This window comes from Kribbella soli (genome assembly GCF_004331345.1).
Lineage (GTDB): Bacteria > Actinomycetota > Actinomycetes > Propionibacteriales > Kribbellaceae > Kribbella > Kribbella soli.
Genome location: NZ_SJJZ01000003.1, coordinates 454002 through 475958, shown reverse-complemented (window position 1 = coordinate 475958; position 21957 = coordinate 454002). Strand labels below are relative to the sequence as shown.

The window sequence follows — 21957 nt, the reverse complement described above, 5'->3', positions numbered from 1 at the left end:
ATCGTCCGAAATGCTCATCACCTACTCAGCTGACCTGCAGTCCACGCAGCGATCTGGGCGCGGTTCGCGAAGCCGAGCTTGGTCAGAATGTGCTGGACGTGGTTCTGGGCGGTTCGTTCGGAGATGACCAGTGCAGCGGCGATCTCGCGGTTGCTGAGGCCCTTGGCGACCAGATCGGCGACCTCGCGCTCGCGCTGACTCAACGGGTCTGTCGGCGGTCTGTGGAGTCGTTCCACCCAGGGAGTCATGCCGAGGGTCTTCGCGAGCGGCAGCGTCTCAGCGGCCAGTGCGTGGGCCTGCACTGGATCACCGGATCGCTCGTACACGTCGACCAGCAGACAGGCGGCCTCGACCGCGAAGCCTGGCGCCCCGATCGCCCGGCAGAGCGCACCGGCCTTCTGAAGGTCTGCGGCGGCCGCGTCCCAGTCGCTGAGCGCGGCAGCGCACGCACCGAGCACCAGTTCGACCGGACCGAGGAAGTTGGTCGCGCCGGCACCGCCGACGACGTACCGGCCACGGCGGGGTTCCAGCCGGGCGCGAAAGAGCCGTACGTCGTCGGTGCGGCCGAGTGCGACCGCTACTCGTGCGGCGAGGGCGTCCATCCACAGCTCGCCGAACCGCATCGGTCGCCAGGACTCCGGGCGGCCGCAGCGTTCGTACGCCGCGGCTGCTTCGTCGAACCGACCCGCGTCCACGAGGACGAACGCGCGGGCAAGGCGGGCGATCAGGTCCCAGCGGACATCCGTCCCGAACTGCCAGGCCGCGGGGCTCAGCAGGTTCTCGGTGTGCCCACGGTGATGGCCGAGCAGCAGCTGGAACGCGACCTCTGCGCCATGCGCCGCGGGGTGGTCAATCTGCCGGAAGCCGGTGAGTGCATCCTCATGCAGGGCCTCGGCGTCCTCGAACTCGGCTCTGGCCTGTGCGAGCGAGGCTCGCGTCAGCAGCACGTGCCAGCGGCTGTGCGGACCGCTGACACGACCGGCGCAGCTGGCGAGTCGGCCTGTCTCGGCTGCGATCGCGGCCAGGTCGCCGGAGTACCAGAGCGTGTCCACCTGCCACAGGCGTCCGCGTAGCTCGATCTCGGCGCGGCCGGTCGACGTACCGAGCTCGATCATGCGGCGTGCTGCGGCGGCCAGTTCGTCGACGTCATCAGGTCCGCTGGTGGCGAGTTGGCGTGCAGTGAGCGCCTCTACGAGCAGGTCGTTGTCATGGATGCTCTCTGCCTGGCGGAGAGCTTCGCTGCTCGCAACTGCCGCCTCTGACCAGCGACCGAGGTAGATCGCCGCCTGTGCCTGCCGGGCTTGTAGCCGGACCGTGCGTCCTGCTGACTGGCTGGGCGCGGCCAGCGCTTCGGTGCACCACTGGTGGATGTCGCCGTCCCACGCGGACTGGCCGATCGGCTCCAAGGTCACTGCAGCGTCCGCGAGCAGGTCGAGGTCCTGCAAGGTACGTGCGGTCGCGACCGCGGCCCGGGCGGCGGCGTGTGCTGCCGGGAGGTCACCGGCGCGGACCGCTGCCTTTGCGAGGTTCAGTTGCAGCCGTGCTCGTTCCCTCGGATCCGCTGTCACCGCTGCGGCTGCGGACCAGTGCCGCTGGATCTCGGCCGGTACTTCGACGGCCTCAGCGGTACGGCGATGCAGGTCAGCGCGATCCGTCAGGAGCAGCCGTGCCTCGGCGACCCGGCGTACGGACTCGTCGGCAAACCAGGCCTCGCCGGCTGTGACGACCAATGCGCCGGCACGGACCAGCTCGTCCAGGGCGTCCAAGAAGTCGTTGGGCGGTAGGCCGACGACCTGCTGGAGTACGTCGAGGCGCACCCGCTCACCGGCCACCGCAGCGGCACCCAGCAGCAGGTCGTTAATCACGCTCGCAGTCTGACCGCCACAGGTTAGGTTTGTCAGCATGACCTATCCGGAGAGCCGCCGCGACGATGTGGTCGAGACGTTGCACGGGCACCAGATCGCCGACCCGTACCGCTGGCTGGAAGACCCCGATTCGGCCGATACCCGGGACTGGGTCAGCCGGCAGAACGAGTACACGCAGGCTGAGCTCGCCGGCTACTCCGAGCGTGGCTGGTTCCAGACCACGATGTCCGCGATCCTCGCCCGTCCACGCGCCGGCGTACCGGTCAAGAAGGCGGGCTGGTACTTCGTCGGGCGCAACGACGGCACTCAGGCACAGGACGTGATCTACGTTGCCGATTCGCTCGACGAGCTGCTGTCCAGCGGCCGCGTGCTGATCGACCCGAACACCCTCTCCGAGGACGGCACCGACTCGCTCGGCTCGTTCACCGTGTCGCCGGACGGGAAGTACTTCGCGTACGGCATCAACGAGAGCGGCAGCGACTGGACGACGTTCCGGCTGCTCGACATCGCCACTGGTACGCCGGTCGACGATGTGGTGTCGGAAGCCAAGTTCAGCGAGGCGACGTGGCTGCCGGACAGTTCGGCGTACCTGTACCTGCACTACCCGGCGAGCGGGCGTAGCGAGGGGACCGAGACGGCGTCGCTGGGTGGTGGGCGGCTGATGCTCCACAAGGTCGGCACATCGCAGTCCGAGGACGAGCTCGTGCTGAGCTTCCCGGGCCAGGACCAGTACTTCATCACGCCCGAGGTGTCCGACGACGACCGCTACCTGGTCGTCCACATCTTCGAAGGCACGGACCCCGCCACCCGGCTCTGGGTGTACCCGATCAGCTCGGACGGGCTGGGCGAGCCGGTGAAGGTCGTCGACGAGTTCGTGGACGAGATCGCGTTCGTACGGATGTCCGGCGCCCAGCTGGTACTGCGGACCGACCGGGACGCGTCGCGTGGCCGTGTGGTGCTCTCCACGCTGGATGGTGAGTTCACCGACCTCATCCCAGAGGGGGAGTCGACACTGCAGGCAGTCCGCGGTACTGCGGACGGCCTGGCCACGCTGACGCTCGTCGACGCGCAGCCTGTGCTGACGCTCTACGCGTTGGACGGGTCCGGCCAGCGTGTCGTCGACGTACCTGGCGGGGGAGTGGTCGGCCTCAACGCCGGACCGGAGTACGACGAGCTGTTCATCGGGCTGTCGACGACAACCGACCCCACGCTGTCGTACGCCGTGTCGACCGGGTCAGGCGACGTGCGCGCGTTGCCGGAGCTGGTCCGTGGCTCTGGAGGATTCACGCCGCCGCGGGTGACTGTGACGCGCCGGATAGCCCCTGGCCGCGACGTGCCGTACTTCCTGATCACCCGGTCCGACCTGGACTTCACCGCGCCGCGTCCGACTCTTATGTGGGGGTACGGCGGGTTCCGCATCCCGGTCGAGGCCGACTACCGCCCCGGCTGGCCGGCGTGGCTCGCTGCAGGCGGCGTACTGGTCATCACGAACCTGCGTGGTGGCGGCGAGTACGGAACCGAGTGGCACGACGCCGGGCGGCTCAAGAACAAGCAGAACGTGTTCGACGACTTCATCGCGGTCGCTGAGCACCTGCGGGACACCGGCGTGACAACTCCGGAGCAGCTGGCCATTCACGGTCGCAGCAACGGCGGACTGCTCGTTGGAGCGGTCATCACGCAGCGGCCGGACCTGTTCGCCGTCGCACTGCCCGGCGTGGGTGTCCTGGACATGCTGCGGTTCCACCTGTTCACCGTAGGAGCGGCGTGGGCGTCCGACTTCGGTCTGCCGGACGATCCGGAGCAGTTCGAGGACCTGTTGGCTTACTCGCCACTGCATCGCGTCAGCGACGGCACGGCGTACCCGGCAACGCTCGTGACCACAGGTGACCACGACGACCGGGTGGTTCCGTTGCACAGCCACAAGTTCATCGCGGCGCTGCAGCATGCCCAGTCCGATCCGCGGCCTGTCTTGACTCGGGTCGAGGTCAACACCGGCCATGGCTTCGGAAAGCCCGCCGCGATGGTCGCTGCGGAGTGGGCGGACCTACTGGCGTTCGCTGCTCACCATGTAGGTCTCGTACCTCCTGAGCAGTAGGAGGGCTGCTTCACCAGATGCGGGGCGCTTGGAGGTCGCGGGGATCGTCGGTCGGCTGACAGCCGTGCGCGCTCTCCGTGTACTCCGTGCGCGGGCCGCTCGTGGCCAGCGTGCGTACGGCGTCAACGAGCCGGTCCACGTGCTCACGGGTCGTCCCGAGGCCGAGGCTGGCGCGGACCGCCGTACCGTGCTCGGGGGAGCCGGCCAGGAGGTGGCCGACCAGCGGGTGCGCGCAGAACTTGCCGTCCCGGACACCGATGCCGTACTCCGCGCTCAGCGCCGCCGACACCAGTGTCGAGGTCAGACCGGCGACTGTGAAACAGACGGTGCCGACACGGTCCGCGTCCTCGCCGAAGATCGAGTACGTCGTGACGCCGGGGATCTGGGCGAGACCGGTGCGGAGACGGGCCAGCAGGCTGCGCTCATGCTGCTCGATGGCGTCTCGGTGCTTGCTGATCGCGGCGCAGGCGCTCGCGAGAGCGATGGCACCAATGACGTTCGGGGAGCCGCCCTCGTGCCGGGCCGGACCGGTCGTCCACACCACGGTGTCGCTGGTGACGGCGTGGGTCGCGCCGCCGCCGTGCAGGTACGGGTCGGCGGCGTCGAGCCAGTCGGAGCGGCCGATCAGCGCGCCCGCGCCGTACGGCGCGTAGAGCTTGTGACCGGACAGGGCGACCCAGTCGACGTCCAGGGTGACGATGTCGACCGTGCGGTGCGGGGCGAACTGCGCGGCGTCCAGGCAGACGCGCGCGCCATGCGCCTTGGCCACCTTGGCGATGTCGGCGATCGGGAAGATCTCGCCGGTGACGTTGGACGCGCCGGTGATCACGACGAGCCGCGGGCCCTCGGGCGCCTGCCGGAGTGCGTCGGCGACGCGGGTCACGGCCTCGGCCGGGCTCGACGGCGCGGCCAGGCGAACAGTCCGCTCGGCCGGCCAGGGCAGGAGCGCCGCGTGGTGCTCGGACTCGAACACGATCACGGTCGCGTCCGCCGGCACCGCGCGGGCCAGCAGGTTCAGCGCGTCGGTGGTCTGGCGGGTGAAGATCACCTGGTCGTCCGCACGGGCCCCGACGAAGGTGTGCACCTCGGCGCGCGCCCGCTCGTACCACTGAGTGGTGATCCGCGAGGCGTACCCGTTGCCGCGGTGCACCGACGCGTACGACGGCAACGCGGCCTCGACACTGGCCCGGACGGACTCCAGACACGGCGCGCTCGCACCGTGGTCGAAGTTCGCGTAGTCGGTGACCCGGCCGTCGGCGAGCGGGACCAGGAGGTCCGAGCCGACCGTGGCCGGGATGCTGCCGGTCGCAAGCCGGGCGATCGCCGGCCGCGGAGTCGTCGTACTGGCCGGCTCGAGGATGGACAGGATCGACATGATGCTGCTCCCAGGGAAGTCCGCACTTGCCGAACGGGGTATCCGCACGGCCTGGTCTTCACCCGGGGCACCCCACCGCGGAGGAGGGTTGCCGGCCAGCTAGCCGGGGCTTGTCGCTGACACTCATGACCTGCCGAGAACGGTAACGAACGGGATACGGGCACCGCCAGTGGCTATCTCATGTGATGAGATGACTGCACACATCGTGGGACAACGTGAGGGAAGTCGATGACCTGGAGAGCACCTGCCGTCGAGCGACCGGACGGCTCGCTGACCGCACCCGAAGCGGAACTGCTGCGCGGTTACCTGCAGTTCTACCGCACCACGCTGCTCTTCAAGTGCGCAGGACTGACCGCTGAGCAGCTGGCCGAGCGGCCGTCGCCGCCCTCCAACCTGTCGCTGCTCGGCCTGATCAGGCATCTCACCAAGGTCGAGCGGATCTGGTTCCGCATCCACTTCGCCGACGCGCCCGCCGAGCCGCTGTTCGCGCCGGAGCTCGGCAAGGACGCGGACTTCGAGCTGATCGACCCGGCTGAGGCGGAGGCAGCGTACGACGGTCTGATCGCCGAGTGGAAGCTGTCCGATGACGCTGCCGCCGGTCACTCGCTGGACGAGCGCTTCACGTTCAAAGGAACCGAGTCGACGCTGCGGATGATCTACATCCACCTGATCGGCGAATACGGCCGCCACTGTGGCCACGCCGACCTCTTGCGGGAGCAACTCGACGGCACCACAGGCGCATAACACGACCTGCGGCGACCCTAGGCTGCCGCCGTGCCGTTCACCCTCGCCCACCCCGCGGCAGTGCTCCCACTGCTTCGGCGGCCCTTCGTGGCGTCAGCACTGGTGGCAGGTGCGGTGGCGCCTGACCTGCTGTACGTCGACCCGATCTACCGGATCGCCACGCGGCAGATCAACGGCAACTTCACGCTGACGCTCACACACGAGTTCACCTCGGCCCTCTGGCTGGACCCGCTGCTGGCGTTGCTACTGCTCGCAGTCTTCAATCTGGGCCTCAAGCGGCCCTTGATCGCTCTCGCGCCGCCTGCGCTCGCTGGCCGGCTGGAGACCCCACGCCGGCCGGTCCGCATCCCCAGCGCCACCGTCGTGCTCTGGACGGTCGTCTCAGCCGTCGTAGGAGCGATCACTCACGTCTTCTGGGACTCGTTCACCCACGGTGACGGCTACTTCGTCCGCCAGTTCCCCGGGTTCTTCCGGGCACAGGTGACGGGAGCGTGGGACGTCAACCGCGTCCTCCAGTACGTCAGCACACTGGGCGGCTGCCTCGTTCTCGCGGTGTGGCTCTATCGCTGGTACCGCCGTACGACACCGCAGCCTGTCGATGAGCGCATGCCGACCTGGGTGCGGTACCTCGTCTACGTCGCGGGCATCGGACTGGCGGTCAGCGGAGTGGTTGTGGAGCTCGGCCGGGTCGACGGCGGGTTCGGCGGCGAGACCGGCGTACGAACGGTGCTCAGCGGCCTCATGTCCGGCGGTCTGATCGCTGTCGGTGCGTACGTCGTTCTGTGGCACCTGGAGCGGCTGCGACGGCGAACACACGTATCGTGACGCTACGGATGCGGCAGCGTGATCGGCGTGTGACACGTGGGACTCAAGGGGTAGTCGGGGTAGCCTGATCAATATGGCGACCCGCACGTCTTCCCCGGCGCGGGCGCAGAAATCGGCAGCTAAACGGCCGAGCACGGCCCGTTCGGCTGCCGGTGGACGCTCCCGTCCGTCAGGCGCCCAGAAGCGTGGGCAGAGCACGAAGCGCGGCGGTGGATCCACCGCCGCGCGGACCAGCACGCCCAAAAACAGCGGACCGGGCCCGTTCGCGGCCGCCATGCTCGCTCTGTGTCGCGGGGTGGTGAAGGTCTGGATCGGTATCGCGCACCTGCTCGGCAGCATGGTGCGGGGGATCGGCCACAGCGCCCGTGACCTGGAGCCGGAGCATCGCCGTGACGGTGGCGGCCTGTTCCTGATCGGCCTGGCGGTCGTCGTGGCCGCCGCCATCTGGTGGGACCTCCCGGGCTCGGTCGGCGACGGCGTACGGACCGTGGTCGGCGGCAGCATCGGCATGCTCGGCTGGGCACTGCCGCTGATGCTGGTGGTCATCGCCATCCGCACGCTGCGTCACCCCGACCGCAACGGCCCGGCCGGCCGTCAGGTCATCGGGTGGACAGCGGTGAGCCTCGGCGTACTGGGCCTGATCCACATCGCCAACGGTCTGCCGCGCCCGAGCAACCCGGCCGACGGACCGCTGCGCGACGCCGGCGGCGCGATCGGGTACTTCGTCTCCTCGTTCCTCTCCGACCTGCTCACGCAGTACGTCGCAGCGCCCCTGCTGGTGCTGCTGTCGATCTTCGGCGCCCTGGTGATCACCGGGACGCCGGTGTACGCGATCCCGCTGCGGTTCCGGGCGGCGTTCGACGTACTGATGGGACGGACCGAGCTGCCCGAGGACGCTCCGTCCGTGATCGCGGCGCCGACCGACGACACGGTCCGGCTGACCCGCAAGCAGCGACGCGCCAAGGCCGAGCTCGAGGAGGACGGCGAGCCGACGATCAAGCCGTACGACTCACCGGTGCTCGAGGAGACCCCGAAGCGCGGCCGCAAGGCGAAGGCGCAGCCGGTGGTCGAGGAGGCGTACGACGTCGACGACTCCGACGGCGCGGCCTCCGCAGCCGCCGTCGAGCCTGCCTTCGAGGCGCCCGCCCCGAGCAAGCCGCCGGCACCGGCGCCCGAGCCGCCGCCGCACACGCCGCTGCCGCAGCGTGTCGAGCAGCTCAGCCTGTCCGGCGACATCACATACACGCTGCCCGACGGGCAGATGCTCAAGCCGGGTTCGGTCCACAAGGCCCGGACCAAGGCGTCCGACGCGGTGGTCGACCGGCTGACCGAGGTGTTCGAGCAGTTCGGCATCGACGCGCAGATCACCGGCTACACCCGCGGCCCGACAGTCACCCGGTACGAGGTCGAGCTCGGCTCCGCGGTGAAGGTCGAGAAGGTCACCGCGCTCTCCAAGAACATCGCGTACGCCGTCGCGTCGGCCGACGTCCGGATCCTGTCGCCGATCCCGGGCAAGTCCGCGATCGGCATCGAGATCCCGAACATCGACAAGGAGACCGTCAGCCTCGGCGACGTGATCCGGTCCGCGACCGCCCGCAACGACCACCACCCGATGGTGGCCGGGCTGGGCAAGGACGTCGAGGGCGGCTTCGTGGTCGCGAACATGGCGAAGATGCCGCACCTGCTGGTCGCGGGTGCGACCGGTTCCGGCAAGTCGGTGTTCGTGAACTCGCTGATCACCTCGATCCTGATGCGGGCCACGCCGGACGAGGTGCGGATGATCCTGGTCGACCCCAAGCGGGTCGAGCTGAACCACTACGAGGGCATCCCGCACCTGATCACGCCGATCATCACCAACGCCAAGAAGGCCGCCGAGGCGCTGCAGTGGGTCGTCCGCGAGATGGACATGCGGTACGACGACCTCGCGGCCTTCGGGTTCCGGCACGTCGACGACTTCAACAAGGCGGTCCGTGGCGGGAAGGTGAAGCCGCCACCGGGTAGCGAGCGCGTGCTGACGCCGTACCCGTATCTGCTGGTGATCGTCGACGAGCTCGCCGACCTGATGATGGTCGCTCCGCGCGACGTCGAGGACTCGATCGTCCGCATCACCCAGCTGGCCCGGGCGGCCGGCATCCATCTGGTGCTCGCCACCCAGCGGCCGTCGGTGGACGTCGTGACCGGTCTGATCAAGGCGAACGTGCCGTCGCGACTGGCGTTCGCGACCTCGTCGCTCGCGGACAGCCGGGTCATCCTCGACCAGCCGGGTGCGGAGAAGCTGGTCGGTCAGGGTGACGGTCTGTTCCTGCCGATGGGCGCGAGCAAGCCGATGCGTATCCAGGGTGCCTGGGTCGACGAGTCCGAGATCCACGGCGTCGTCGAGCACTGCAAGGCGCAGCTGGAGCCGACGTACCGCGAGGACGTCACCGCCGTCGCCGGGCCGAGCAAGGACCTGGACGACGAGATCGGCGACGACCTCGACCTGGTGGTGCAGGCGGCGGAGCTGATTGTTTCCACCCAGTTCGGCTCGACGTCGATGCTGCAGCGTAAGCTCCGCGTCGGCTTCGCCAAGGCCGGGCGGCTGATGGACATCCTGGAGAGCCGCGGCGTCGTCGGTCCCAGTGAGGGTTCGAAGGCCCGGGACGTCCTGGTCAAGCCCGACGACCTAGAGGACTTCATCACCACCCTCCGAGGAGAGTGAGACCGTGACCGCCGCGAGCGCACTGCCCAGGCAGGACCGATTCGACGTCGACCCCGAGCCCGTGCCGTTCACCGTTCGCGCCTCGCAGCGGGTGCACGGCGGGCTCGCCGCCGGCGCGGCCCTGGTCGCGATCGGCTTCGCGGCGTCGGCGTCGGCGTCGACGAGTCCGGCCGGCATCCTGCGCTGGATCGTCGCTGCCGCGTTCGCCGTGCTCGCCGTGGTGTGCGCCCGCGCGCTGACAGTGGGGGACATGCTGGTCGCCGACGACGTCGGCATCCGGTTGCGCATCGGCAGTGAATGGGTGGGTACCCGGTGGGAGGACATCGAAGAGGTGACGGTGCTGCAGCGCCGGCATCCGCTCGACGACGGGCGGATCGCCGTACACCTGCAGGATCCTGGGCCGGTCCTCGGTGCGATGCCGAGTTCGACCCGCAAGACAACTGATGCCAACCGCCGCCTGACCGGATCCTCACTCGCGATACCGTTCGGGTTGACGGCTCGGCCGTCCAACGGGGAAGTGGTGCAGGCACTGCACATGCTGGCCGATGCCAGATGTCCGGTCAGGGAACAACTCTGACTCGTCCGTGACCCCGTCGAACCCAAGCCGTTGAGTTGATATCGACGCACCGGCTGTCGATGGTCCGCGCGAACAGGTCGGACGAGGAGAGGATGGTGGGGACGTGAGCATCGGCAGCGAGCTCACGGCGGCCCGCGAACGGGCCGACATGACGATCGAGCAGCTGAGCGCCGCCACCCGGATCAGATCCGGGCTGCTGATCGCCATGGAGGCCGACGATTTCTCCCGCTGCGGCGGGAACTTCTACGCCCGTGGGCACATCCGGTCGATCGCTCGCGTGGTCAAGGCCGACCCCGCTCCGTTGCTTGCCAGCTTCGACGCCGAACACGCCGTCGAGGAGGAGAAGTCCCGCCGCGAGGAACGCGCCGCGGTCAAGGCCCCGACCCTCCGGCCGGCCCGCCCGCGCTGGGCCCTGGTGGTCGGCGCGATCCTGGTCATCCTGATGGGTTGGGGGATGGTGCGGCTGTTCACGCTGCCCAGCGACATCGAGGCCAACGCGTCCAAGACCGCGACCACGACGGCGACTGTCACCACGCCGACCCCGAAGGCAACGCCGCAGCCGACGGTCCGGCCCACCAAGACGCCGACGTCGGCCAAACCGCCGGCACTGAAGACCGCGCTGAGGCTGACGGCGACAGGCGACGGCACGTACCTGACAATCCGGGACCGGAAGAATCGTCGCCTCTTCCAGGGCCGACTCAGCCCGGGCATCGCCCAGTCCGTCACCAGTGCGGGCGACATCCGGGTGACTGTGGGCAACCCCGGCAACCTCGTCGTCGTGCTCAACGGCAAGCGGATCCCCACCAAGCTCTACAAGTTCACCGCGCACCCGAACGGCACCCTCAGCAAGACCACCGGCAACCAGTAACCGAGCTTCTGGGTTAGGTACGGACGTGCACAGCGCGTCATACTCGTGGGGATGAATACGCCACCCACCACCGTCGCCCTGGTCACGCTGGGCTGTGCCCGTAACGATGTCGACTCCGAGGAACTGGCCGGCCGGCTCGAAGCCGGGGGGTTCCAACTGGTCGACGACGCCGCCGAGGCGGACACGGTGGTGGTGAACACTTGCGGCTTCGTCGAGGCCGCGAAGAAGGACTCTGTCGACACGCTGCTCGCGGCTGCCGACTACAAGGACTCGGGCCGCACACAGGCCGTCGTCGCGGTCGGCTGCCTCGCCGAGCGGTACGGCGAGCAGCTCGCGGACGCCCTCCCGGAGACGGACGCCGTACTCAGCTTCGACGACTACACCGACATCTCGGACCGCCTCCGCGCGATCCTGGCCGGCACCAAGCACCAGGCCCACGTACCGCGCGACCGCCGCAAACTCCTCCCACTGGCCCCTGCCGACCGCCACGCAAGCCCGGCTCCGGCAATCCCCGGCCACGGCGACCCCACCGCCACCGATGCCGCCGCCGAGACCTCCACCGGCGGCGGGCGGACGGCTGTGCTCGGTGACCACATCCCGGAGGCGCTCCGGCCGGTAGGCAAGACCTCAGACGCTCCTGGTGAGCTCAAGGGACGGTTCGTCACCGGCGCACCGGAAGAGCTGAAGATCGACGCTCCCGACCTCGCGACCGCCCCTGCCAGCGGCCCGCGCGTCATGCGCCGTCGCCTCGACGGCGGCCCGATGGCCCCGCTGAAACTCGCGTCCGGCTGCGACCGCCGCTGCGCGTTCTGCGCGATCCCGATGTTCCGCGGCGCCTTCATGTCCCGCCGGCCGGCCGAGGTACTCCGCGAAGCCGAGTGGCTGGCCGAGAACGGCGTACGGGAACTCTTCCTGGTCTCCGAGAACTCAACCTCCTACGGCAAGGACCTCGGCGACCTCCGCCTCCTCGAGACCCTCGTCGGCGAGATCGCGGAGGTCCCCGGCATCACCCGCGTCCGCGTCTCGTACCTCCAGCCCGCCGAAATGCGCCCCACCCTGATCACCGCGATGACCGCCACCCCCGGCGTCGTCCCGTACTTCGACCTGTCCTTCCAGCACGCCTCCGGCCCGCTCCTGCGCCGGATGCGCCGCTTCGGCGACTCCGAGCGTTTCCTCGAACTCATCGCCCAGGTCCGCGCCGCAGCCCCGACGGCCGGCATCCGCAGCAACGTGATCGTCGGCTTCCCGGGCGAGACCGAAGAGGACGTCGACATCCTCTGCGACTTCCTCTCCCGCGCCGGCCTGGACGCGATCGGCGTCTTCGGCTACTCCGACGAGGACGGCACCGAGGCCGAGACGTACGACGGCAAGCTCGACGAGGACACCATCGCCGAGCGGCTCGACCGCGTCACCCGCCTGGCCGAAGACCTGACCTCCTCCCGCGCCGAATCCCGTATCGGCGAACTCCTGGAGGTCCTCATCGAATCCCTCGACACCGGGGACACCGCGGACTCGCCGGACTCCGGCGACGCTGAGGGTCGTGCGGCGCACCAGGGGCCCGAGGTGGACGGAATGACGACCGTCACCGGCCTCCCGGACGGGATCCGGGTCGGGGATCTGGTCACTGCGAAGGTGGTGTCGAACGACGGTGTCGACCTCATCGCCGAGTTCGCGGCACTCGTGAACGCCCCAGACGGCCGCTCGGCAGCTAACCTGACCGCGTGACCAACCCGGAGACGAACCCGGCGCCGCACGCAGCCGGCGGCCATCTCCACGCGCCCAGCGCCTGGAACGTGCCGAACGCGCTCACGGTCCTCCGCCTGGTCCTGGTACCGCTGTTCGTCTGGCTCCTGCTCCGCGACGGCGGCCACACCACCAGCGACCGCCTCCTCGCGACCGCCGCGTTCGTCGTCGCCATCGTCACCGATCGCTTCGACGGCGACATCGCCCGCCGCTGGAACCTGGTCACGAACTTCGGCAAGATCGCCGACCCGATCGCCGACAAGGCCCTCACCGGCGCCGCCTTCCTCGGCCTCTCGTACCTCGGCGAACTCCCGTGGTGGGTCACCATCGTCGTCATGGTCCGCGAGTGGGGCGTCACAGCCCTGCGCTTCTGGGTCATCCGCCACGGCGTCATGCCCGCCAGCCGAGGCGGCAAACTGAAGACGGTCCTCCAAGCCGTAGCCCTGGGCCTGTACCTCCTCCCATGGCAACACCTGGCAATCGTCCACTGGACCGCCGTCGCCATCATGGCCGCCGCCGTCCTGGTAACCATCGTCACCGGCCTCGACTACCTCTCGCGAGCCCTCCGCCTACGAGCGGCCGCCAAACGCCCTCTCCCATAACCTTCGGCCACCGCTTGATCGGCGGTCCTCGGGCCGTCGGGCAGGTCTACGAATCGGCCAGCCAGGCGAGCATCTCGCCGCGCAGCCAGCAGCGGCCGACCGCGGTGGCATGCAGCGACGCGTGATCAAACACGCCCAGCCCGACGATGCTGTGCCCCGAAGCCCGCCGATCGCCGAACGTCGGCATCCCCGGCGCGACTCCGACGCCCTCCACCGACACCCACGCCACCGGCCGCCGAGTCGCGGCCTCGTCGAGCCGCTGCAGGAACCGCAGCCGCCCCTCGAGATCCAGCCCCGACAACGCCCAGGTCGTGATCACCACCGGGAGTACTTCGTCAGGCACCGAGGCGATCGCCTCCGGAAGCACCTCGACAACACCACCCCGCACCAGCACCGGTGGAGCCGCCTCCGCCAACGCCAACTCCGCCTCGAGCCTCGCCAACCGCTCCACCTGATCCGGCGGCACGCACGCCCGCAACCAATGCGCCTCGTCCGCATCAGTCACATCCACCGGTTCAACATCAACCACAACCCGAGCCGCAACCTTCGGCATCGCGAGCGACGGCACCCGCCCATCGCCCACAACCGAAGCCGACACCTGCACCGCGGAACCTGCGTCACCCAACGACTGCCCGTTGCCGTACGAGATCCCCACCCGATCAACGGTCAGATTCAGCCCAGCCGACCGCCCCACATCGATCAGCCCAACCGAACCCGCCCCAACCCGCCGCGCCACCTCGGCAACAGCCGGATACAGCACCGCATGCCGCCCACCTTCGTCCCCCCGAACCTTCCGCCCCGCCCCAACCTCCAAAACCAAGCTCCCCACCCGCCGAACCACCCCAACAGCCACGGCCCCGACCACATCCAACCCAGCTGCGTCCGTCGTGGCAGTGGTGGTCTTTGCGGTCGTGGTCTTTGCGGTTGTGGTCTCAGCGGTTGCGTTTGCGGCGTTTGCGGTGGCGAAGGCGGCGGCCAGGTCGGGGGCCTGTCCGGAGAGGGCGAGGTCGTGGAGAGCGGCGAGGACCACCGTCGGATGCCGGCGGCGTGGCGGCGCGCCCTCGATCACTCGCAGCGCGTCAGCCGACTCGCTCAGCGCAATCGCCATCCGCGCGTACAGCGGCGAAATCTTCAGCGCATCGACTTCACCGAACCGCCGATACACCTGCGCGAGAGAACGCCCGCGCCCCCCACCCTTCGCGCTCCCACCACTCGCCTCCGGCATTCGAGCGAGTCTAGCCACGCGCCCCGCACAACCCGCAGACGATCCGAGCCCGGCCCACCGGGCTCGCGCAGGAGCCCGCGTTTCGGGAGTTCTCGAGCTCCTGTCGGATGCGTGTCGGCTGCTTCGTAGCAAGGGTGAGAGACCGGTAACGGACGGCTACTGACCCAGCCCCGCCACGCTGGGGTCGAGGGGCACGGCGGTGGTGTGTCGTGGGTGGTGCGTCGGGGTTTGGTGGCGGAGGTGGTGTTGGGTGGTGGGTGTTGAGTAGCGGTGTGTGTTGAGAGTCGGAGGTGGCCGTGGGCGGTGGGGTTGAGGTGGCGGTTCAGCGGCTTGTGGGGTTGTTGTTGGAACGTCGCGTGACGCTGGCTACTGCTGAGTCGTTGACTGGTGGGATGGTCGGGGCGATTCTGACGGATGTGCCAGGGGTGTCGGCTGTGTATCGGGGTGGCGTGGTGGTCTACGCGACTGACCTGAAGGCCAAGCTTGCGGGCGTTCCGGAGGAGCTGCTGGCTGCTGTAGGCCCGGTGCACCCGGATACGGCTGCTGCATTGGCCAGCGGCGTGCGAGAGCGTCTGGAGGCGGACTACGGGCTCGCGACGACCGGTGTGGCCGGACCGGACCCGCAGGCGGGCGTCGAGGCCGGCACGGTGTACGTCGCCGCGGCCGGACCGGGCTCGGTGCGGGTGCGGAAGTTGCAGCTGAGCGGTGATCGGGCAGCCGTACGCCGGGGGAGTGTGCAGGCCGTCCTAGAACTCGGAGCGGAACTTGTGGCGGAAGATCTCGACTGAACGGGGTGTTGGGACCAGCATGGGGACAGGTAAGGCAGACTGGCACGGCGCACCGAAGGTGGACATTGCGAGAAGTAGTGACCCAGCAACAGGTACCGTTGGTTCCTACGGTCGAGCTACCGTGCGAGTAGACGCGGCCGGACAGGCGGAAGGGAGAAACCTCATGGTGCTGGTTCGTGGCCTGCTGGGCGACGTGCTGCGGCGTAAGCGGCTGCGCCAGGGGCGCACTCTGCGCGAGGTATCCGCCGACGCACGCGTCAGTCTCGGCTATCTGTCCGAGGTCGAGCGCGGTCAGAAGGAAGCTTCGAGCGAGTTGCTGGCGGCCATCTGCATGGCGCTGGAAGTGCCGTTGTCGACGGTGTTCGCCGAGGTGAGCGAAGATCTGGCGCGCGAAGAGGCCCTCGTGCTGGCGCACCCGGCGATCGAGCCCGAGGTCGTGGCCGCGGCCTGATCCGCGGGTCATCGGACGCCTCCGTCGGGAGCCGAGCCAGTGCTGGACGGCTGGATCAGTGCTGTGCGGGTCGGCCAGACGAGTTGCAGGGCGGGGAGCGGCGGCTGACCGGGCTGCCGGAACATCGTGTTGGCAGTGAACAGGTGGTGCGCCGAGTCGGGGAATCGCAGGAGCTCGGCCGTGTGCGGAGGCGGGAAGAACCCGGACAGGTCGTCGCCTTCGTCGAAAGCCGCGCCTTCCAGCACCGCCCAGGCGAGCGGCTTGAGGCCTAGATAGGCGTAGCACGGCTCCGGATCGAAGACGATGATCTCCGGATGCCGGTACAGACTGAGGCCGAGTGTGTACGCGAAGGCAGGATTCCGGCCGCCGTCGCCCTCGATGAACTGCATCGTCCAGCCGTACGTCTGGATGTTTCGCTCGATCTGTCGCGAGTACCGCTCGTCGTCCAGGCCGCCGCACTTGTCACACATCACCATCTCCTTTCGCTCGAACAGTTGTTCGATGCGTCAGAGAAGGTATCCGTGTTCGCTCCCTCCGGAGACGTTGTCCACAGGGCAATTTCGGCAGGAATCAGGCTTCGGGCTGGCAGGCCGGGCACCAGTAGGTGACCCGCTCGCGGGTCGGCTCACCGAGGGACGACGTGAGGATTGTCGTACTGCACCGGCGGCAGGACTTGCCGGCGCGTTCGAACACCCATGAGCGTTGCCCCGGCCGGTCGATGCCCGTGCTGACCTGGGCGCCGTTGCGGACGTTGGCCTTCATCAGCTTGCGGCTCAGGTCGATCGCGGCGGGGACATCGACAGCCTCGACCGCGCGCCACGGGTGCAGGCCGAGCAGGAAGCAGACCTCGGTGCGGTAGAAGTTGCCGATCCCGGCGAGGTTGCGTTGGTCGAGCAGCGCCTCGCTGATCGTGCGCCCCGGATCGGACTCGACGTTCGAGATCGCGAGGGCGCGATCGAACGACGGTGACAGGAGATCCGGGCCGAGATGCCCGACAACGCTGTCCTCCTGGCCGGAGGCGACGAGGTCGAGCACCGGGAGCCGGTATCCGACAGCCGTCCACGGCGCGGTTTCGAGGACCACGCGGATGTCGTGGTCGGGCCCGCCGTGCCACCGCTCGCCGGGACGGTACAGATGCCAGCTGCCGTCCATCCGGAAGTGACTGTGCAGCGTGAGCCCACCGGACATCCGCATCAGGATGTGCTTGCCGCGCGCAACGACTTCCAGCATCGTCCGTCCGCTCAGATCGGTCGTCGCCAACGAAGGCACCCGGAAGTCCGTGCGAACGAGCTCCTGCCCGGCAAGGGCCTGATTCAGCCGCTTGCAGGCCCGCCAGACGGTGTCTCCCTCGGGCATGACCGGACTACTTCATGCCCGGAGCCGCAGACCGCGTGGCGTGGCGTGGAAGCCGGCCTTCGCCAGAGCGTCCCCGAACGCGGTATGGCGAACCTGCTCACCGTCAGCTGTCTCCACGCTGAGCTTGCCGAGCTGACCGTCCCGGATCGACAAGGCCAACGCGTCAACGGCCGGCTGCAGCAGATCGGGATCCTCCGTGAAACTCAGCACGGTCCGCCCGCCACGCTCGACGTACACGATCAGTTGTCCGTCGACCATCACGACCAACGCGCCCGCCTTCCGGCCAGGTCGATGACCGCCGGCGCTTTCCCGCTCGGGCCATGGCAACGCGGCGCCGTACGGGTTTGCCGGATCGGACGCAGCCAGTACGACGGCGCGCGCGGTCAACTCCTCGTCCTTCCGGCCGCGAGCGGCACCGCCTGTCCGTGCACCGCCCGGCCCGAACCGTCCTGGAGGACCGAACGGCTCGTCAGGCTTCGTCGAGGTCGGCAGCTCGGCGAGCGCTCGCAGCCGATCGACTGCTCCAGGCAGTGCGAACTGGGCAGCTCCGAGGCCTGCGACGAAGTACCCGCGCCGGCACCGCCCGGACTCCTCGAACGCACTCAGCACCTTGTAGACGGCCGCGAACCCACCGGGCGTCCGCTCGGTGATCACCGAACCACGCGTCACGATGCCGTAGCGATCGAGAAGGGTCTCGGCCGCGGCATGTGCCCGCCGGGTCGCGTCCGAGCTTCTGGCCGGAAGCAACGACCACCGCCCACCAGCGGTCGGCGGACCACTCCGTGACGGCATCGCGGGTCGTCCTGGCCGGACCGGACGACCTGGACGCGCGCGTGGAGTCGCGCGACGCGTTCGGTGACTGCCGCGGCCACCACCGACGAGCGATCGGACCGGCGCCAACGTGTCGTTCGTCAGAGAGCCGGCCCAGACGAGGTCCCAGAGAACGCCGACCAGGGTCTCGTCCTCGATCGCACCGGAACTGGATCCGACGACGTCGCTCAACTGCCGGAAGAAGAACGCACCGCCGCCGGACAACGCGTCCAGCACAGCCTGATGCGTTTCGCCGAGCTCGAACGCGGGATCCGGGTCAGGCAGCGTCAAGTCGCAGTTGTCCGCGAGATGCAGCGACACCCATCCGTCCGTCCCAGGCAGTGAACCCGAGCCCGCCCACACCACTTCACCGGTCGCAGTCAGCTCGTCCAGCATCGACGGCTGATACCCGGGCACCCGCGACGGCAGCACGATCGACTCCAACGCCGACGCCGGCACCGCGCATCCCGCGAGTTGTTCGACCGCGCCCAGAAGTACGTCGTACCCGCGTCCGCGGCTGCTCGTGATGCCCTGCCAGGCCGGCAGGAACCGTGCCAGCGCGGATGGATCGACCGGCTCGACCTCCTTCCGCAAGGCGGCGAGGGAGCGCCGTCGCAGCAGCCGGAGGACCTCGCTGTCACACCACTCGAGCGCGATGCCGCCCGGCAGGAACTCGCCTTCGACGACTCGCCCGGCCACGCTCAGCCGCCGCAGCGCATCGGTGACGACCGCGACTCCGATGCCGAGATGGGTCGCGAGATCGATCGCGCGGAACGGTCCGTGCGTCCGCGCGTATCGAGACACCAGGTCGCCGAGCGGATCGGCGACAGGCTCCGCATGTGCCTCTGCAACGCCAGGTGGCAGCGGCACACCGAGGGCGTCGCGCAACCGAGCAACGTCTTCGACGACCGCCCAGCGATGCTCGCCCGCGATCCGCACGCGGACGACGCGACGCGCGGCCGCGAGCGACGTCAGCCAGGACTCCGCATCCGAACCGTCGACACACCGTTGTATTGCCTCCGGCAACGACAGTGGACCGATGATCCGCAGTACGTCGAACAGCCCCTCGGCGTCACGTGCCCGGCGGTCCTCGGCGAGGCGTTGCAGCTCGGCCTCGGTCCGCAGTACGACCTCGGCGTCGAGCAACTCCCGGAGCTCGGTCCGTCCGAGCAGCTCGGCCAGCAAGCTCTGATCCAGCGACAGCGCGGCAGCACGCTTCTCGGCGAGCGGACTGTCGCCCTCGTACATGAAGGCGCCCACGTAGCCGAACAGCAGCGACTTCGCGAACGGCGACGCCTCGGACGTCTCGACCTCGACGACCGAGATCCGGCGCTCGCTGATCCCGGTCAGCAGATCCTTCAACGCAGGCAGGTCGTAGACATCCTGCAAGACTTCGCGCAGCGTCTCGAGCACGATCGGGAACGACCCGAACTTGCTCGCGACACTCAGCAACTGCGAGGCACGTTGCCGCTGCTGCCACAGCGGTGACCGTCGTCCCGGGTTACGTCGTGGCAGCAGCAAGGCCCGCGCCGCGCACTCCCGGAACCGCGCCGCGAACAGCGCCGACCCGCCCACCTCGGTGGTCACCAGATCCTCGATGTCCGCCGGATCGAACAGCACCAGCTCCGCGCCCGGCGGCGCCTCGTCCGTCTCCGGCAGGCGCAGCACGATCCCGTCGTCGCCGGACACCGACTGCGCGTCCATCCCGTAGCGATCCCGGAGCCGCGCAGCGATCGCCAGCGCCCACGGGCCGTGCACCTGACCGCCGTACGGCGAGTGCACGCACACCCGCCAGTCGCCGAGCTCGTCGCGGAACCGTTCGACCACGATCGTCACGTCGTCAGGCACTCGGCTGGTCGCGTCGCGCTGCTCGGCGAGATACGAGACGAGGTTGTTCGCGGCGTACTCGTCCAGGCCCGCGGCCCGCGCGCGCTCGACTGCCTTCCCCGCAGGCAAAGCCGCCATCTTGCGAACGAATGCGCCCGTCGCCGCTCCGAGCTCGGCCGGCCGCCCGACCGCATCGCCCTTCCAGAACGGCAATCTGCCCGGCTGGCCGGGCGCGGGGGAGACCAGCACGCGGTCGTGGGTGATGTCCTCGATCCGCCAGCTCGACGCACCCAGGGTGAACACATCGCCGACACGCGACTCGTACACCATCTCCTCGTCGAGCTCGCCGACCCGATGGTTCGTCGACTCGCCGACCAGGAACACGCCGAACAGCCCGCGGTCCGGAATCGTCCCGCCGCTCGTCACCGCGAGCCGCTGCGCCCCCGGCCGGCCGGAGATCTCACCGCTCACCCGGTCGAACACGATCCGCGGCCGCAGCTCCGCGAACTCGTCCGACGGGTACCGACCGGACAGCATGTCGAGCACCCCGTCGTACGCCGATCTCGGCAGGGTCGCGAACGGCGCGCAGCGTCGTACCAGAGAGAAGAGCTCGTCGACGTCGATGGAGTCCAGGGACACGATCGACACGATCTGCTGCGCCAGAACGTCCAGCGGGTTGGCCGGGATGTGCAAGCTCTCGATCAGGCCGTCGCGCATCCGCTGGACGACGACGGCCGTGTCGATCAGATCGCCGCGGAACTTGGGGAACAGCACCCCGCGCGACACCGCTCCCACCTGGTGACCCGCACGACCGACGCGCTGCAGTCCGCTGGCAACGGACGGCGGCGCCTCGACCTGGATCACGAGATCCACGGCACCCATGTCGATGCCGAGCTCCAGACTGCTCGTCGCTACGACGCACGGCAACCGACCGGATTTCAGGTCCTCTTCGATCAGTGCCCGCTGCTCCTTGCTGACCGAGCCGTGGTGGGCTCGCGCGATCAACGGCGGAGCCGCGAGCGATCCACCCGACTGGGCCATCAGCTGCGCAGGCGAGCCGAGCTCCGACAGCTCCAGCTCGGCGCGCTCGGCGGCGATCTCGTTCAGCCGGGCGGTCAGTCGCTCGGCCAGGCGGCGCGAGTTCGAGAAGACGATCGTCGAACTGTGCTGACTGATCAGGTCGAAGACGTGCTCCTCGACATGCGGCCAGATCGACGCATGTTGCTGTGGACCGGCCGCGGACCCGGAGGTCTCCACCTCGGTCGCGGCCAGCTCGGCCATGTCCTCGACCGGTACGACGACGCTCAGATCCCACTGCTTCGTGAACTTGGGCTGCACGACCGTCACCGGCCGCTCGCCGCCGAGGAACCGCGCGACCTCCTCCACCGGTCGCACCGTCGCCGACAGGCCGATGCGCTGCGCCGGTTGCGGCAGCAGCGTGTCGAGCCTCTCGAGGGTCAGCGCGAGATGTGCGCCCCGCTTGGTCCCGGCGACCGCGTGCACCTCGTCGACGATGACGGTCTCGACTCCGCGCAGCGACTCCCGCCCTTGCGAGGTCAGCAGCAGGAACAGGGACTCCGGTGTCGTGATGAGTACGTCGGACGGCCGCGTGGCGAACCGTCGCCGCTCGTTGGCCGGGGTGTCGCCGGAGCGCACCGCGACCTCGACGTCGAGCGGCGCCTCCCCGAGCCGGCGGGCGGTCTCCCGGATGCCGATCAACGGCGCGCGGAGGTTCCGCTCGACGTCGACGGCGAGCGCCTTCAGCGGCGACACGTAGAGCACTCGGCAGCGCAGCTTCGGATCATCCGGCGGCGGTGTCGTGGCCAGCCGGTCCAGCGCCCACAGGAAGGCGGCCAGCGTCTTTCCGGAGCCGGTCGGGGCGACCACCAGCGCGTCCCGGCCCGCGGTGATGGCGTCCCACGCCTCGAGCTGGGCCGGGGTGGCCGCCTCGAAGACGTCGCCGAACCACGCCCGGGTCGCGGGCGAGAACCGGCTCAACGCGCTGGTCTTCTTCACGTCGACCATCTTGCCGGGTCCTGCCGACAGTTTTCACGAACCGCCCGATCGCCACCGTGAGCGGACGCTTTCCGTCCGGTGCCCGGACTGTC

Annotated in this window: 16 protein-coding genes and 1 riboswitch; of the genes, 10 read left to right on the top strand and 6 right to left on the bottom strand. The window is 69.2% G+C overall.

What is annotated here, in order from left to right:
* Positions 1-17 precede the first annotated feature (17 nt).
* Positions 18-1865: a helix-turn-helix transcriptional regulator gene (locus E0H45_RS25200; RefSeq protein WP_165546593.1), complete on the bottom strand. Its 1848-nt coding sequence runs from the start codon at positions 1863-1865 to the stop codon at positions 18-20.
* A 37-nt stretch (positions 1866-1902) separates the two neighbouring features.
* Here E0H45_RS25200 and E0H45_RS25195 point away from each other — a divergent pair, with 37 nt between their 5' ends.
* Positions 1903-3960: a prolyl oligopeptidase family serine peptidase gene (locus E0H45_RS25195; protein WP_131341721.1), complete on the top strand. Its 2058-nt coding sequence runs from the start codon at positions 1903-1905 to the stop codon at positions 3958-3960.
* 10 nt (positions 3961-3970) lie between these two features.
* On the opposite strand, the gene E0H45_RS25190 is transcribed toward E0H45_RS25195, so the two are convergent.
* A complete protein-coding gene (locus E0H45_RS25190) occupies positions 3971-5335 on the bottom strand; it encodes an aminotransferase class V-fold PLP-dependent enzyme (RefSeq protein ID WP_131341718.1) in 1365 nt (454 codons plus the stop codon).
* Positions 5336-5352: 17 nt separating this feature from the next.
* Positions 5353-5466, bottom strand: a riboswitch (SAM riboswitch).
* 97 nt (positions 5467-5563) lie between these two features.
* Between E0H45_RS25190 and E0H45_RS25185 the strand changes: the two genes are divergently transcribed.
* The 7 genes from E0H45_RS25185 to pgsA all read left to right on the top strand — a co-directional run bounded on the left by E0H45_RS25185 (position 5564) and on the right by pgsA (position 13392).
* Positions 5564-6079, top strand: coding sequence for a DinB family protein (locus tag E0H45_RS25185; RefSeq protein WP_131341715.1), 516 nt, complete (start codon positions 5564-5566; stop codon positions 6077-6079).
* 30 nt (positions 6080-6109) lie between these two features.
* Positions 6110-6904 (top strand): DUF4184 family protein, encoded by a 795-nt coding sequence (locus E0H45_RS25180; protein WP_131341712.1) that lies wholly within the window; start codon positions 6110-6112, stop codon positions 6902-6904.
* A gap of 73 nt (positions 6905-6977) precedes the next feature.
* Positions 6978-9602: an FtsK/SpoIIIE family DNA translocase gene (locus E0H45_RS25175; RefSeq protein WP_202872509.1), complete on the top strand. Its 2625-nt coding sequence runs from the start codon at positions 6978-6980 to the stop codon at positions 9600-9602.
* A gap of 4 nt (positions 9603-9606) precedes the next feature.
* Entirely contained in the window at positions 9607-10179 is a 573-nt protein-coding gene (locus E0H45_RS25170) for a hypothetical protein (protein ID WP_131341711.1), read from the top strand.
* Positions 10180-10282: 103 nt separating this feature from the next.
* Positions 10283-11047: a helix-turn-helix domain-containing protein gene (locus E0H45_RS25165; protein WP_238155260.1), complete on the top strand. Its 765-nt coding sequence runs from the start codon at positions 10283-10285 to the stop codon at positions 11045-11047.
* A 51-nt stretch (positions 11048-11098) separates the two neighbouring features.
* Positions 11099-12772, top strand: a complete 1674-nt coding sequence (gene rimO / locus E0H45_RS25160) for a 30S ribosomal protein S12 methylthiotransferase RimO (protein WP_131341708.1) — start codon at positions 11099-11101, stop codon at positions 12770-12772.
* Positions 12769-13392: a CDP-diacylglycerol--glycerol-3-phosphate 3-phosphatidyltransferase gene (gene pgsA / locus E0H45_RS25155; RefSeq protein ID WP_131341706.1), complete on the top strand. Its 624-nt coding sequence runs from the start codon at positions 12769-12771 to the stop codon at positions 13390-13392. The genes rimO and pgsA overlap by 4 nt, the downstream gene beginning before the upstream one ends.
* Before the next feature lie 46 nt (positions 13393-13438).
* Here the strand turns inward: pgsA and E0H45_RS25150 are convergent, their stop codons facing one another.
* On the bottom strand, positions 13439-14617 hold the full coding sequence (locus tag E0H45_RS25150) for a DUF2332 domain-containing protein (protein WP_131341703.1): 1179 nt from the start codon (positions 14615-14617) through the stop codon (positions 13439-13441).
* A gap of 290 nt (positions 14618-14907) precedes the next feature.
* Here E0H45_RS25150 and E0H45_RS25145 point away from each other — a divergent pair, with 290 nt between their 5' ends.
* Together E0H45_RS25145 and E0H45_RS25140 are read left to right on the top strand one after the other, a co-directional pair.
* The gene (locus tag E0H45_RS25145) at positions 14908-15405 is read left to right on the top strand and encodes a CinA family protein (protein WP_337590418.1); all 498 of its coding nucleotides are present in this window, start codon (positions 14908-14910) and stop codon (positions 15403-15405) included.
* A 163-nt stretch (positions 15406-15568) separates the two neighbouring features.
* Entirely contained in the window at positions 15569-15856 is a 288-nt protein-coding gene (locus E0H45_RS25140) for a helix-turn-helix domain-containing protein (RefSeq protein ID WP_131341696.1), read from the top strand.
* A gap of 8 nt (positions 15857-15864) precedes the next feature.
* On the opposite strand, the gene E0H45_RS25135 is transcribed toward E0H45_RS25140, so the two are convergent.
* From E0H45_RS25135 to E0H45_RS25125, 3 genes are all read right to left on the bottom strand, one after another.
* On the bottom strand, positions 15865-16326 hold the full coding sequence (locus E0H45_RS25135) for a DUF4262 domain-containing protein (RefSeq protein ID WP_165546592.1): 462 nt from the start codon (positions 16324-16326) through the stop codon (positions 15865-15867).
* A 100-nt stretch (positions 16327-16426) separates the two neighbouring features.
* Positions 16427-17212: a DNA-formamidopyrimidine glycosylase family protein gene (locus E0H45_RS25130; RefSeq protein ID WP_131341690.1), complete on the bottom strand. Its 786-nt coding sequence runs from the start codon at positions 17210-17212 to the stop codon at positions 16427-16429.
* Between the two features lie 12 nt (positions 17213-17224).
* Positions 17225-21874: an ATP-dependent helicase gene (locus tag E0H45_RS25125; RefSeq protein WP_131341687.1), complete on the bottom strand. Its 4650-nt coding sequence runs from the start codon at positions 21872-21874 to the stop codon at positions 17225-17227.
* Positions 21875-21957 lie beyond the last annotated feature (83 nt).

Excerpts from the sequence above, each read along its gene's own strand:
- E0H45_RS25195 (WP_131341721.1), top strand. The coding sequence starts at position 1,903 with ATGACCTATCCGGAGAGCCGCCGCGACGATGTGGTCGAGACGTTGCAC.
- E0H45_RS25190 (WP_131341718.1), bottom strand. The coding sequence starts at position 5,335 with ATGTCGATCCTGTCCATCCTCGAGCCGGCCAGTACGACGACTCCGCGG.
- E0H45_RS25185 (WP_131341715.1), top strand. The coding sequence starts at position 5,564 with ATGACCTGGAGAGCACCTGCCGTCGAGCGACCGGACGGCTCGCTGACC.
- E0H45_RS25175 (WP_202872509.1), top strand. The coding sequence starts at position 6,978 with ATGGCGACCCGCACGTCTTCCCCGGCGCGGGCGCAGAAATCGGCAGCT.
- rimO (WP_131341708.1), top strand. The coding sequence starts at position 11,099 with ATGAATACGCCACCCACCACCGTCGCCCTGGTCACGCTGGGCTGTGCC.
- E0H45_RS25150 (WP_131341703.1), bottom strand. The coding sequence starts at position 14,617 with ATGCCGGAGGCGAGTGGTGGGAGCGCGAAGGGTGGGGGGCGCGGGCGT.
- E0H45_RS25140 (WP_131341696.1), top strand. The coding sequence starts at position 15,569 with ATGGTGCTGGTTCGTGGCCTGCTGGGCGACGTGCTGCGGCGTAAGCGG.
- E0H45_RS25135 (WP_165546592.1), bottom strand. The coding sequence starts at position 16,326 with ATGTGTGACAAGTGCGGCGGCCTGGACGACGAGCGGTACTCGCGACAG.
- E0H45_RS25130 (WP_131341690.1), bottom strand. The coding sequence starts at position 17,212 with ATGCCCGAGGGAGACACCGTCTGGCGGGCCTGCAAGCGGCTGAATCAG.
- E0H45_RS25125 (WP_131341687.1), bottom strand. The coding sequence starts at position 21,874 with ATGGTCGACGTGAAGAAGACCAGCGCGTTGAGCCGGTTCTCGCCCGCG.